Here is a 12623-nt window from a genome sequence, read left to right on the forward strand (position 1 = left end):
GCCAGTTTCGACAAAAATCCCACTTCTCACCTCCCACATCTCATATCTCATTTTGAGGAGCGATACCCCCTTTGTTTTATGATGAAGCCAAGATCTACGTCAAGGGCGGCGACGGCGGTAATGGTATCGTCGCCTTCCGGCGCGAGAAATACGTTGCGCGGGGCGGTCCCAGCGGCGGCGACGGCGGTCGCGGCGGCAGCGTAATCCTCAAGGCCGACGCCGGCCTGCGTACCCTGGTCGACTTCCGCTACCGCGCCCATTACCGGGCGGAGCGGGGCCAGCACGGCCAGGGGAAGGATCGCCATGGTCGCAGCGCCCCGGATCTGATCCTGCGGGTGCCGGCCGGGGTGGTCGTTCGGGACGCGGCCACAGGCCAGGTCCTGGCCGATCTGGTGGTCGACGGCCAGCAGGTGGTAGTGGCCGCCGGGGGCCGGGGGGGCCGGGGTAACGCCCGGTTTGTTTCGCCCACCGACCGCGCCCCGGCTTTTGCCGAGAAGGGCGAGCCCGGAGAAGAGCGCTGGCTGCGTCTGGAGTTAAAGCTTCTGGCCGATGCCGGTCTGGTAGGTCTGCCCAATGCTGGCAAATCAACCCTTCTGGCTCGCATCTCAGCAGCACGGCCCAAGATCGCTGCTTACCCCTTCACCACCCTGGCACCCAACCTGGGGGTAGTGCGCCTGGAGGACGGGAAGTCCTTCGTCGTGGCCGATATTCCCGGCCTGATCGCTGGGGCCCATCAGGGGGCTGGCCTGGGCTTGAAATTCCTGCGCCACATCGAGCGGACCAGGGTCCTGGTCCATGTCCTGGATATCACCCACCCGGCAAAAGAGGTCCTGGCCAACTGGCAGACGGTCAATGACGAGCTGGCCCATTACAACCCGGAACTCGCCCAGCGGCCCCAGGTGGTAGCCGCCAATAAGATGGATCTCCCCGGTGGCGAGGAAAAGGTGGCCTTGCTACAAGAACAACTTGGCCCAGATTACCGGATCTTTCCCATTGCCGCTGCTACGGGAGAGGGTATTAACGCCCTTCTCTATCACCTGGCTGGCCTCCTGGATACCCTGCCCCCGCCGGCGCCGGTAACCGCCCTTGAGGAAGAGGCAGAAAAAGTAACCATCGTGGCGCCGGAGGAATTATCCATTGAACGTGAAGGCGGTGCTTTTGTCGTCAGGAACCCAGCCATCGAGCGCCGGGTAGCCATGACCTACCTGGATAACGAGGAAGCCCTGCGGCGCCTGCAGGCTTACCTGAAGGAAAAGGGCGTTGACGAAGCCCTGCGGCGGGCCGGTGCCACCGCCGGCGCCACTATCCGCATCGGCAAGTATGAGTTCGAGTATGTGGAGGAGTGAGGGGGTTTGACAGAGGAGGAGTGCCGGCGGACCCTGGGCCAGGCCCGGCGGCTGGTGGTGAAGGTCGGTACCAGCACCCTGACCCATAAAACGGGCAAACTAAACCTGGAACGCATGGAACGCCTGGTGCGCGAACTGGTCGACCAGGTCAACGCCGGCCGCCAGGTAGTCCTGGTGACCTCCGGCGCCGTGGGGGCCGGGATGGGCCGGCTGGGGTTAAAAGAAAGACCCCGGACCCTGCCGGAAAAACAGGCTGCCGCTGCCGTGGGCCAGGGACTGCTCATGCACATGTATGAAAAATTCTTCAGCGATTACGGCCTGCTGGTGGCCCAGGTACTGCTAACCCGGGATGACCTGGCCGACCGGACCCGTTACCTCAATTCCCGCCATACCCTGGCTGCCTTGCTGCGGCACGGCGTCATACCGGTTATCAACGAAAACGACACCGTGGCAGTAGAGGAGATCCGCGTCGGCGATAATGACACCCTATCCGCCCTAGTGGCCGGGTTGATTGATGCTGATATTCTTTTTCTCCTTACTGACACCGGCGGTCTTTTTACCGCCAATCCCGCCACCGATGCCGGAGCCTGCCTGCTCCCCTGTATTACCGAGATTACGCCGGAGATAGAAGCCCTGGCCGGGGGCTCCGGTTCCACCTGGGCGACGGGGGGGATGGCTACCAAGATTCAGGCTGCCCGGCTGGCTACCAGCTTCGGCATTCCGGTAGTCATCGCCAGCGGTATCCACACCGGCCAGATCAGTTCCATCCTCCGGGGTGAAGAAGTAGGGACCATCTTCCTGCCCCGAGAACATCGCGCCCATACCAGGAAGCGCTGGCTGGCCTACGCCCCGGCCGCCCAGGGCCAGATCCAGGTTGACGCCGGGGCGGCCCGGGCCATCTGCAAAAATGGTAAGAGCCTCCTCCCCGGCGGCGTCACAGCAGTGGTAGGAGATTTTGAACAGGGGGCCATTGTCAGTATCGTTGATCCCGCTGGTAAAGAGATAGCCCGGGGAATGACCAATTACCCGGCTACGGCTATTGGGCGAATTAAAGGCAGGAAAACAGGCGAGATTGGCGAAATCTTAGGTTATAAGGATTACGACGAAATCGTCCACCGGGATAACTTGATTGTCCTGGGATAGGGGAAAGGAGCGGTTATGATGGATATAGCCCGGGAAGTGCAGGAGAAAGGCCGCCGGGCCAGGGAGGCAGCCAGGATTTTGGCCGGCCTGGGGACGAACCAGAAGAACGCCGCCCTGCTGGCCATGGCCCGGGCCCTGGAGGAGGAGCAAGCGGAAATCCTGGCGGCTAACGCCCGGGATATGGCTGCCGGGGAAGAAAAGGGTCTTTCCCGGGCCCTCCTGGATCGCCTGCTCCTGAACGAAAAACGCATCCGGGATATGGCCACCGGCCTGCGGGAGCTGGCAGCTCTGCCCGACCCCGTCGGCGAGGTGACCTCCATGTGGACCCGGCCCAACGGCCTGCAGATCGGCCGCATCCGGGTGCCCCTCGGGGTGATCGGCATTATCTATGAGGCCCGGCCCAACGTCACCGTGGACGCCGCCGGCCTCTGTTTAAAGACCGGCAATGCCGTCATCCTACGCGGCGGTTCCGAGGCTTTTTATTCCAACCAGGCTCTGACCGGGGTCATCAGCCGGGCGGCTACGGCAGCGGGGGCACCCGAGGGGGCCATCCAGTTAATCGCAACTACCGATCGGGAGGCCGTCAACCTGCTCCTGCGGGCCCATGATTACCTGGACGTCCTCATTCCCCGGGGCGGCGCCGGCCTCATCCGGGCGGTGGTGGAAAACGCCACCGTACCCGTCATTGAGACCGGTGTCGGCAACTGCCACGTCTATGTCGACGCTGAGGCTGACCTGGAGATGGCCCGGCGGATCGTCGTTAACGCCAAAACCCAGCGTCCCGGCGTCTGTAACGCTATGGAAACCCTGCTAGTGCACAAGGACGTGGCGGACGAGTTCTTGCCGCCCCTGGCAACGGCCTTAAAGGAAAAGGGTGTCACCCTGCGGGGGTGTGAGCGTACCCGGGCCCTCATCCCCTGGGCGGAAGCTGCTACTGAAGCCGATTGGGCTACAGAATACCTGGATCTCATCCTGGCCATTCGCGTTGTCGGCAGCTTTGGGGAGGCCCTGGAGCATATCCACCGGTACGGTACCAAACACTCGGAAGCCATTGTGACCACCAATTACCAGAGGGCGAGGGAATTCCTGGCCCGGGTGGACGCGGCCGCCGTCTACGTCAACGCCTCAACCCGTTTTACCGATGGTTACGAATTTGGCTTTGGCGCCGAGATCGGTATCAGCACCCAGAAACTCCACGCCCGGGGCCCCATGGGACCGGAGCAGCTAACAACTTTTAAGTATATTATCTTTGGTAGTGGACAGATCCGTCAGTAATTGTTAAAATAACAGCATAGGGAATCTGGAGGTAATGATGAATTCAGTTACCCGTCCCGGACGGGTAGGGATTATGGGGGGAACCTTTGATCCCATCCACTACGGTCACCTGGTGACGGCCGAAGCAGCCCGCTGGGAGTTTGCCCTGGATAAGGTGATCTTTGTGCCCTCCGGGCGCCCTCCCCATAAAAAGGACTACCAGGTCACCAGGGCGGAATACCGCTATCAAATGACCGTGCTGGCCACCACCAGCAACCCTTATTTCGAAGTCTCCCGGAGCGAGATTGACCGGGAGGGTTACTCTTACACCGTCGACACAATCTGTGCCTTTCGACGGGCGTATGGCCCCCAGACCCAGCTCTACTTTATTACCGGTGCCGACGCTATCCTGGAAATCTTGACGTGGAAGGATGTCGACAGGCTCCTGCGTGAATGCCAGTTTATTGCTGCCACGCGACCTGGTTTTCAGCTGAACCGGCTCGAGGAATCCCGGCCCCAGTTACCGGTTGAGGGTAGGCACCGAATTCATCTCATTGAAGTCCCGGCTCTGGCCATATCATCTACTGACATCCGCTGGCGGGTAAAGAATAATCAACCCATAAAATACCTGCTGCCGGAAGCAGTAGAAGAGTATATCTGTTCCCGGGGATTATACCGGCCCCGGCCGGACGGTGTATACGATAAGGGCTAGGACTGTATACTACTAATAACATTTAAGAAGAGGTGAATGGCATTGGTGCGTACCCTGTACGTGGGTAACCTCCCCTGGTCTACCAGTGAAGAAGAACTGGCGCAGGCCTTTGGCTCCCACGGCGAAGTGTTGAGTGCGCGGATTATTACCGATCGGCAGACCGGCAGGTCACGGGGCTTTGGCTTCGTAGAAGTAAATGATGCGGACGCCGATCAGATGATCGCCGCTATGAATGGGTCTGAACTGGGCGGCCGTATTCTGACCGTCAACGAAGCCCGGGCCCGTTCCTAGGTTTTAAAGCCGCAGGCATCTCTAACCTCCTATTGCTATAATAGGGGGTTTTTGTTAACAGCGGCTCCCTCGCAGAAGGAAAGCGGAGCAGGAACAATGATTGATTATCAAAAAATCCTGGCCGCCAGGCTACCGGAAAAGCGCTACCGGCATAGTCTGGGGGTAGCTACGACGGCTGCCCAACTGGCAAACCAAAACAAGGTCGATCCAGAACAGGCCCGCCTGGCGGGCCTGTTACACGATTATGCCCGGGATTTACCGGGACCGGAATTACTGGCCCTGGCCACCCGGGCCGGCCTGGTGACCTGTGAACTGGAGCGGCGGCTCCCTGTTTTACTCCATGGCCCGGTAGGCGCCCTGTTGCTTAAACAGGACCTGGGACTGGTGGATCGGGCCATCCTCCAGGCCGTCGCCCGGCACACGGTGGGAGCCGTTGCTATGACCACCCTGGATAAGATTATTTACCTGGCCGATGCCATTGAACCGGAGCGCCGTTTCCCCGGGGTGGCAGAGCTGCGCCGCCTGGCCGGGACGGATCTGCAGGCCGCCCTTCTGAAAGCCTTTGAATCCAGTATTTTTTATCTCCTGGGCAAGGGGCAGCCCCTACACCCGGCGACAGTCGAAGCCAGGAACTATATACTTTTAGCGGAGGGGGTCGAGATTTGATGGATGCAGGCCGGGTAGCCCAACTGGCAGCCCGGGCGGTGCAGGAGAAAAAGGGACGCGAGCCGGTTATCCTTGATCTCCGGGGCATCACCCTCATTGCCGATTACTTCGTCATCGCCAGCGGTACCTCCACCGTCCAGGTACAGGCCATTGCCAACCAGGTGGAGGAGAGCCTGGCAACGGCCGGGGTAGAACTATTGCACCGGGAAGGCCTGGACGCGGCCCGCTGGGTATTGTTAGATTTCGGTGCTGTGGTGGTGCACATCTTCCTTGAAGAAGAGCGCCGTTTCTATGACCTGGAACGCCTCTGGGGCGATGCCCGGAAGGTGGCTCTTGCAAACGAATGAGTCTGGTAGTCTGGAGTGACACTGATGGAAGCACGCTATAATTTCAAAGAAATTGAACCTAAGTGGCAGCGGCGCTGGGAGGCCGGCGACCTGTACCGGGTGACGGAGGATCCCGGCAAGCCCAAGTTTTACTGCCTGGAGATGTTCCCTTATCCCTCCGGTAACCTGCATATGGGGCACGTCCGCAACTACTCCATCGGCGATGTTGTCGCCAGGATCAAGCGCATGCGGGGCTACAACGTCCTGCATCCCATGGGGTGGGACGCCTTCGGCCTGCCGGCGGAAAATGCCGCCATCCACCGGGGTATCCCGCCGGCGCAATGGACCTGGAGCAATATCGCCAACATGCGCCGCCAGCTCCACGCTATGGGCATCAGCTATGATTGGGAGCGGGAGGTAGCCACCTGTCACCCCAATTATTATCGCTGGACCCAATGGCTTTTCCTGCAGATGTATAAACATGGCCTGGCCTATCGTAAAAAGGCTGCCGTCAACTGGTGCCCCTCCTGTGCCACCGTTCTGGCCAACGAACAGGTCGTGGACGGCGCCTGCGAGCGTTGCCACACACCGGTAATGCGTAAAGACCTGGAGCAGTGGTTTTTCCGGATTACCGCCTATGCTGATCGCCTGCTGGAGGATTTGCAGCAGCTCCCCGGCTGGCCGGATAAGGTTAAAATCATGCAGGAGAACTGGATCGGCAAGAGTACCGGTGCCGAGGTAATCTTCACCGTCGCGGGTAGCGGCCAGGAGATCCCGGTCTATACCACCCGGCCGGATACCCTCTACGGGGTTACCTATATGGTTCTGGCACCCGAGCACCCCCTGGTCGAGGAGTTGACCGCCGGGACGCCTTACGCCGATCCGGTGGCGGAATTCGTCCAGGCGGCACGCTATTTGAGCGCCCTGGATCGCACAGCCACGGATAAGGAAAAGGAGGGCCTCTTCACCGGCGCCTATGCCATCAACCCGGTGAATGGCGAGCGGGTACCCATCTGGATTGCCAACTACGTCCTGATGGAATACGGTACCGGCGCTGTTATGGGGGTGCCGGCCCACGACCAGCGGGATTTTGAGTTTGCCCGTAAGTATAATCTGCCCGTCAAGGCGGTAATCCGGCCCGCCGATGGGGAACTGGACGGCGCTGCTATGACGGCTGCCTATGTCGCCGACGGCGTCATGTTCAACTCCGGCCCTTTTGATGGCGTCCCCAACCAGGCGGGTATCCGGAAGGTTACCGCTTACCTGGAGAGCATTGGTAAGGGTAAAGCACGGATCAACTACCGCCTGCGGGACTGGCTTATTTCCCGCCAGCGTTACTGGGGTGCGCCCATACCCATGATCTACTGCGACCGCTGCGGTATCGTCCCGGTACCGGAGGAAGACCTACCGGTCCTCCTGCCGGAAGGGGTGGAATTCCGGCCCACCGGGGAGTCACCCCTGACCTATTGCCCGGAGTTCGTCCAGACCACCTGTCCCCAGTGCAGCGGCCCGGCGCGGCGGGAGACGGATACCATGGACACCTTCGTCTGCTCCTCCTGGTATTTCCTGCGCTATACCAGCCCCCACAGCCAGGAACAGGCCTTTAAACGGGATAAGGTCGATTACTGGATGAATGTGGATCAATACATCGGTGGGGTGGAACACGCCATCCTGCACCTGATGTACGCCCGTTTCTTTACCAAAGCCCTCTATGACTTCGGCCTGGTGGGGGTCGAGGAGCCCTTCCAGAACCTCCTGACCCAGGGTATGGTCCTCAAGGAAGGCAGCAAGATGTCCAAGTCCAAAGGGAATATCGTCAGCCCCGAGGAGATAATCGACCGCTACGGCGCCGATACGGCACGCCTCTTTATCCTCTTTGCCGCCCCGCCGGAGCGTGACCTGGAGTGGAGCGACCAGGGGGTGGAGGGCTGTTATCGTTTTTTAAACCGGGTCTGGCGCCTGGTGGCCTCTTATGCCGAGGCAGTACGTCAGGCCGGCGGCCCCCTAGGCATCAAAGACCATGCCGACCGGGAGCTCTGGTGCCTCCTCCACGCCACCATCAAGAAAGTAACCGCGGATGTCGAGGAGCGCTTTAACTTTAACACCGCCATCAGCGCTATTATGGAACTGGTCAACGGCTGCTATCGTTATCAAGATAGCGTTCCGGAGCAGGAGCAAAATCTTGCTCTCATGGGTGAGGTTTTACGGAAGCTGGTTACCATCCTGGCCCCCTTTGCCCCCCATATTGCCGAGGAACTCTGGCAGGGCCTGGGCGGCCGGGCGAGCGTTCATTTGGAAGCCTGGCCCCAGTATGACCCGGCGGCCCTGGCAGCAGAGGAAGTAACCCTGGTGGTGCAGATTAATGGTAAGGTGCGGGATCGCCTCCAGGTGCCGGCAGGGCTGGAGCGGGAGAAGATAGAAGAACTGGTCCTGAAACAGGATAAGATGGCCGCCCTGCTGGCCGGGCAACAGGTGGTCAAGATCATCGTGGTCCCGGATAAACTGGTTAACGTCGTCGCCCGGCGGGCGAGTTAGGTTTCCCGTCAGATAGCGCCGGGCTGGAAATCCAGGTGAAGATAGGATGGAATACTTACGTATTAATCAAGGCTGCGCCGGGTTGATTTAAGTGTAGAAAAAAGTGGATGGGATGGATGGGGATGGGAATAAAGCGCCTGGTCACAACGGTAATGCTACTTCCGGGTCTGTTGCTGGCTTTTAGTGGGGCAGCCTGGGCAGCTGGGGGTTATGATCTGGGACATGCTTTACCCCTCTGGAGCGTGTTACCCTTTGTGGGGATGCTGCTGTCCATTGCCATCTGGCCCCTGGTCAACGGCCCCTGGTGGGAACATAACATGTGGAAGGTAAGCGCCTTCTGGGCCCTGGCCTTTTTTATTCCCTTTTTGATCGCCTTTGGTACTGGGACGGCCTTTTTTCAAGCCCTGGAGGTTATTCTCCTGGATTACGTACCCTTTATTATTCTCCTCTTCGGTTTATTTGTAGTCTCGGGAGGGATTATCCTGCGGGGGACCCTGCGGGGTACACCAGCTGTCAACACCCTGTTACTGCTGGTAGGCACGATTCTGGCCAGCTGGATTGGGACCACCGGTGCCAGCATGCTCCTGATTCGGCCGGTGCTGCGGGCCAATGAGTGGCGGCGTTATAAGGCCCACATCGTTATCTTCTTTATCTTCCTGGTAGCCAATATCGGCGGCGCCCTGACGCCGGTGGGTGATCCGCCCTTGTTCCTGGGTTATTTAAGGGGCGTACCCTTTTTCTGGACGATGCGGTTGATTTTCCCCATGGGATTTAATGTGCTAATCCTGCTGCTTTTTCTTTATTTCCTGGATAGTTTCTTCTACCGTAAAGAAAGTGTTCCCAGAACAATTAAGAAGCATGATCCCCTGCGGGTCGACGGGCTGCCGAACCTGATTTACCTGGCCATGATCGTCGGGGCGGTAATTTTAAGCGGCATTCTGGCCAAGAACCCGGCCTTCGCTGACCAGCAAACAGGTGCCCTTTATGGTATCGCCCTGTACCGGCATGGTAGCGGGCCCATTGTCCTCCCTTACACCAATATTATTCGTGACCCGGCCATCCTCCTGGCCGCCTTCCTTTCCTGGAAAACCACTTCCAAAAGGATTCGTCAAGATAATAATTTTACCTGGGGTCCCATCCGGGAGGTAGCCACTCTCTTTGCCGGTATCTTTATGACCATGATCCCGGCCCTGGCCATCCTCCACGCCCGCGGGGCAGAGTTGGGCTTATCACAGCCGGCCCATTTCTTTTGGGCTACCGGTGCCCTGTCCAGCTTCCTCGATAATGCCCCTACGTACCTGGTATTCCTAACAACGGCCACCAGCCTGGGGGCGTTAAGCGGCGTCCAGACTACCTTGGGGATGATCGGCACCGAAATGCTGGCCGCCGTATCCTGCGGTGCCGTCTTCATGGGCGCTAATACCTACATTGGCAATGCCCCTAACTTCATGGTGCGGTCAATAGCTGAGGAGAACAACATCCGCATGCCCAGTTTCTTCGGCTACATGGCCTGGTCGGTGGGCATCCTCATCCCCCTGTTTATCCTGGACACCCTGATCTTTTTCCGTTAATTAGTAGGCCGAAGGGAAGCATGATTCGGGGGCACCGGTACTCCTTGATCACTCGAGTTAGCACCCCGGCTCTTTCCCGGCCTGGCCGCCCTGCAGGGCGGTTTTTATTTTCCCATGGCGAAATTTGCCACACCTGGCAGGAATAAAGCTGTGGAAGTCGTATTTTATGGCAGGAGGAAAAGTATGGTGACGAGGTGGTACTATGTGGGAATGGGACGGGCGGGTCCGCTGGCTGGCCGCCGCCCTGGCGGTAGCCCTTATTTTTGGGGCTGGGATGCAATACAGCCGCTGGCAGAGTCACCGGGAAGCGGCTTCTTTACCCCAGGTCGTGCCGGGGGATAAGGTGGGAGATAAGACCCCGGGGGCAGGGGTGGGTACTGCCCCCGACCAGAAAGCCGTCGGGGAAAAGAAGGGTACCATCCAGGTCCACGTAACCGGCGCTGTCAAGCTGCCCGGGGTTTATGAACTCCCCGCCGGCGCCCGGGTTAATGAGGCTGTTAACCTGGCGGGTTTGCTCCCGGAGGCCAATGCTAATGCCCTGAACCTGGCAGCTCCCTTAAACGACGGCCAGCAGATTGTGGTTCCCAGGCAGGGTGAAGCCATAGCAGCGGTGGGTACCGGCAGCCTGCCGGCCCCTGGTTCCGGCCCGGGCGCCGCTCCCGGTGTTACGGCCGGGGCCACCCCGGTTAATAGCGGCGGTAAGGTGAATATTAATACCGCCACCCTGCAGGAACTGGACAGCCTGCCGGGAATTGGCCCTACCCTGGCCCAGCGTATCCTGGATTACCGCAACCAGAAAGGCCCCTTCCGCAACATCGAAGACCTGCAGAATGTCTCCGGTATCGGCGCTAAGAAATTCGCCGACCTCAAGGACCGGGTCACCGTAAACTAAATCAAGGGCACCCCTAACACCTGGAGCCGAGTAATCTTCGCTGCCACCTTTTCCCGCTGGGACGCAAAGGATCTTGACACCAGCAGGAAGGGAAGATAAACTTGGTCTGTAGTTGACACCACTAAAGGAGCGTATGATCATGAATGTTCTGCAGGCCATTGTCCTGGGCCTGGTCCAGGGTTTGGGTGAGTTTTTACCCATCTCCAGTTCCGCCCACCTGGTTTTAGCGCCCTGGCTCTTCCGCTGGCCCGACCCCGGGTTAACCTTCGACGTCGCCCTCCACCTGGGTACTTTGATTGCTGTAGTGGCCTTCTTTTGGCGCGATATTATTGAACTGGTCCTTAGCGGGTTGGGCCAGCCTCATAGCCAGGACGGGCGCCTGTTCTGGTATTTAATTGTCGCCTCTATCCCTGGGGCTCTCTTTGGGGTGCTCTTTGAAAAGCAAGCGGAGACTATTTTTCGTTCACCCTTACTCATTGCCCTGACATTGACCTTGATGGGTATCGGTCTCTGGTGGGCCGATCGGGTGGGACGTAAAAGTAGGCAGATGGAAGACCTCAGCCTGATGGACGGCATTATAGTCGGCATCTCCCAGGCCCTGGCCATTATCCCCGGTGTTTCCCGTTCGGGGATCACCATGTCGGCCGGGCTTCTTACCGGTATGGACCGGGAGACCGCGGCTCGCTTTTCTTTCTTAATGTCCGTACCTATCATCGCCGGGGCGGCCCTCTTGAAATTAAAGGATTTGCCCCTTCATGAAGTCAACCTGGCCTTCATTGTTGGGGTGCTGACGGCCGCCGTAGTTGGTTTCTTGGCCATTAAATTCTTACTTCAGTATCTCCGTCATGGAAGTTACCTGCTCTTTACCGGGTACCGGATTTTGCTGGCAGCCCTGGTAGTGGCCGTTTTCTGGCTGCGGCATTAAATTCCTTTAGTAGCTGGAGCTGCCTTGTGGGCAGGGGACCGCGTATTTTTAAAGGGGATACGGCGGGCAGATGGAGCCGGTGAGGCAACTATGGCGGCCGTCGTGTCCCCTGTTCTATCCTGAGAAAAGGTCAGTTTGGCCATAAATACTAATTTCCGGCAGGAAAATTGCTATCGAGGGCGAACTATGTTCTATCCCGACGAAAAAGGAGCGAGCCGGTAATGGTTGATAACACCGCCCAGAAAGAACAGCTAAGCTTCCTCAATCTCAGTGAGGACGAGCTGGCCCTCATGCAGGCCGAAAAGGAGATCTTCGTCAAAGAAGCCGATGGGGTGGTCAAGACCTTTTATGATCACTTCATGCAGTACCCCTACTTGGAGCAGATGATTAAAAAGCATAGTACCGTCGAACGGTTGTCCCAGACCCAGAAGGCCTATTTTATCAGCCTGACTGACCCTATCTCTGGCGAATACATAAACGGCCGCCTGCGTATCGGCAAAAAGCATCAAGAAATCGGCCTTTACCCTAAATGGTACCTGGGTACCTATCGCCTCTACCTCAGTGAAATTCACCGTATTATCTGGCACTACCACGGCGATGATCCCGATTTGTGCCTGCGCTTGCTGGAGGCCTTTACCAAACGGGTGATCTTTGACATGCAACTGGCCATAGAGAATTATATCGTGGACCAGTTGCAACAACTCGGCCACTTCCAGGATGAGATTGCCGCTGTGGCGAAAATAATTGGCGATATTGCCGAGCAGACCAAGATTTTATCCCTGAATGCCTCCATTGAGGCGGCCCGGGCCGGGGAGCACGGCCGTACCTTCTCAGTGGTGGCCCAAGCGGTCCGGGACCTGGCTGCCCGCACCTCTCAGTCAGCTAAGGATATTACCCTTAAGGTCCAGGAGAACCACCGCGTCTTGGCCCGGATGCAACAGATCAGCAGGTAAATGGCCAAG

The 12623-nt window shown here is 58.6% G+C and carries 12 protein-coding genes; all 12 read left to right on the forward strand.

The annotated features are described in order from the left end of the window. Nucleotides 1-71: 71 nt before the first annotated feature. The 12 genes from obgE (at nucleotide 72) to SDD30_RS09595 (ending at nucleotide 12614) form a co-directional block, all read left to right on the forward strand. Entirely contained in the window at nucleotides 72-1346 is a 1275-nt protein-coding gene (gene obgE, locus SDD30_RS09540) for a GTPase ObgE (RefSeq protein ID WP_434074685.1), read from the forward strand. A 6-nt stretch (nucleotides 1347-1352) separates the two neighbouring features. Continuing rightward, nucleotides 1353-2489: a glutamate 5-kinase gene (gene proB / locus SDD30_RS09545; RefSeq protein WP_434074686.1), complete on the forward strand. Its 1137-nt coding sequence runs from the start codon at nucleotides 1353-1355 to the stop codon at nucleotides 2487-2489. 18 nt (nucleotides 2490-2507) lie between these two features. Continuing rightward, nucleotides 2508-3764 carry a glutamate-5-semialdehyde dehydrogenase gene (locus SDD30_RS09550; protein WP_434074715.1) on the forward strand — a complete coding sequence of 419 codons (1257 nt, stop codon included), beginning with the start codon at nucleotides 2508-2510 and terminating at the stop codon, nucleotides 3762-3764. 37 nt (nucleotides 3765-3801) lie between these two features. Next, complete coding sequence (gene nadD, locus SDD30_RS09555) at nucleotides 3802-4455, forward strand: nicotinate-nucleotide adenylyltransferase (RefSeq protein WP_434074716.1); 654 nt, start codon at nucleotides 3802-3804, stop codon at nucleotides 4453-4455. A 45-nt stretch (nucleotides 4456-4500) separates the two neighbouring features. Next, entirely contained in the window at nucleotides 4501-4746 is a 246-nt protein-coding gene (locus SDD30_RS09560; protein ID WP_109206396.1) for an RNA recognition motif domain-containing protein, read from the forward strand. Nucleotides 4747-4842: 96 nt separating this feature from the next. Beyond that, nucleotides 4843-5412, forward strand: coding sequence for a bis(5'-nucleosyl)-tetraphosphatase (symmetrical) YqeK (gene yqeK / locus SDD30_RS09565; RefSeq protein ID WP_434074687.1), 570 nt, complete (start codon nucleotides 4843-4845; stop codon nucleotides 5410-5412). Next, nucleotides 5412-5759, forward strand: a complete 348-nt coding sequence (rsfS, locus tag SDD30_RS09570) for a ribosome silencing factor (protein WP_434074717.1) — start codon at nucleotides 5412-5414, stop codon at nucleotides 5757-5759. The genes yqeK and rsfS overlap by 1 nt, the downstream gene beginning before the upstream one ends. 24 nt (nucleotides 5760-5783) lie before the next feature. Beyond that, complete coding sequence (gene leuS / locus SDD30_RS09575; protein WP_434074688.1) at nucleotides 5784-8273, forward strand: leucine--tRNA ligase; 2490 nt, start codon at nucleotides 5784-5786, stop codon at nucleotides 8271-8273. A gap of 122 nt (nucleotides 8274-8395) precedes the next feature. Continuing rightward, the gene (locus SDD30_RS09580; protein ID WP_434074689.1) at nucleotides 8396-9844 is read left to right on the forward strand and encodes a sodium:proton antiporter; all 1449 of its coding nucleotides are present in this window, start codon (nucleotides 8396-8398) and stop codon (nucleotides 9842-9844) included. Between the two features lie 202 nt (nucleotides 9845-10046). Further along, the gene (locus SDD30_RS09585; protein WP_434074690.1) at nucleotides 10047-10736 is read left to right on the forward strand and encodes a ComEA family DNA-binding protein; all 690 of its coding nucleotides are present in this window, start codon (nucleotides 10047-10049) and stop codon (nucleotides 10734-10736) included. A 139-nt stretch (nucleotides 10737-10875) separates the two neighbouring features. Then, on the forward strand, nucleotides 10876-11661 hold the full coding sequence (gene uppP, locus SDD30_RS09590; RefSeq protein WP_434074691.1) for an undecaprenyl-diphosphatase UppP: 786 nt from the start codon (nucleotides 10876-10878) through the stop codon (nucleotides 11659-11661). A 221-nt stretch (nucleotides 11662-11882) separates the two neighbouring features. Further along, complete coding sequence (locus SDD30_RS09595) at nucleotides 11883-12614, forward strand: protoglobin domain-containing protein (protein WP_434074692.1); 732 nt, start codon at nucleotides 11883-11885, stop codon at nucleotides 12612-12614. Nucleotides 12615-12623: the final 9 nt, after the last annotated feature.

Origin of the sequence: Moorella naiadis (nom. illeg.) (genome assembly GCF_051020825.1) — a bacterium.
Lineage (GTDB): Bacteria > Bacillota > DSM-521 > Neomoorellales > Neomoorellaceae > Neomoorella > Neomoorella naiadis.

What these genes read in the sequence shown, in the direction of transcription:
- SDD30_RS09550 (WP_434074715.1), top strand. Translation starts at nt 2,508, where the DNA reads ATGGATATAGCCCGGGAAGTGCAGGAGAAAGGCCGCCGGGCCAGGGAG.
- nadD (WP_434074716.1), top strand. Translation starts at nt 3,802, where the DNA reads ATGAATTCAGTTACCCGTCCCGGACGGGTAGGGATTATGGGGGGAACC.
- yqeK (WP_434074687.1), top strand. Translation starts at nt 4,843, where the DNA reads ATGATTGATTATCAAAAAATCCTGGCCGCCAGGCTACCGGAAAAGCGC.
- rsfS (WP_434074717.1), top strand. Translation starts at nt 5,412, where the DNA reads ATGGATGCAGGCCGGGTAGCCCAACTGGCAGCCCGGGCGGTGCAGGAG.
- leuS (WP_434074688.1), top strand. Translation starts at nt 5,784, where the DNA reads ATGGAAGCACGCTATAATTTCAAAGAAATTGAACCTAAGTGGCAGCGG.
- SDD30_RS09580 (WP_434074689.1), top strand. Translation starts at nt 8,396, where the DNA reads ATGGGAATAAAGCGCCTGGTCACAACGGTAATGCTACTTCCGGGTCTG.
- SDD30_RS09585 (WP_434074690.1), top strand. Translation starts at nt 10,047, where the DNA reads ATGTGGGAATGGGACGGGCGGGTCCGCTGGCTGGCCGCCGCCCTGGCG.
- uppP (WP_434074691.1), top strand. Translation starts at nt 10,876, where the DNA reads ATGAATGTTCTGCAGGCCATTGTCCTGGGCCTGGTCCAGGGTTTGGGT.
- SDD30_RS09595 (WP_434074692.1), top strand. Translation starts at nt 11,883, where the DNA reads ATGGTTGATAACACCGCCCAGAAAGAACAGCTAAGCTTCCTCAATCTC.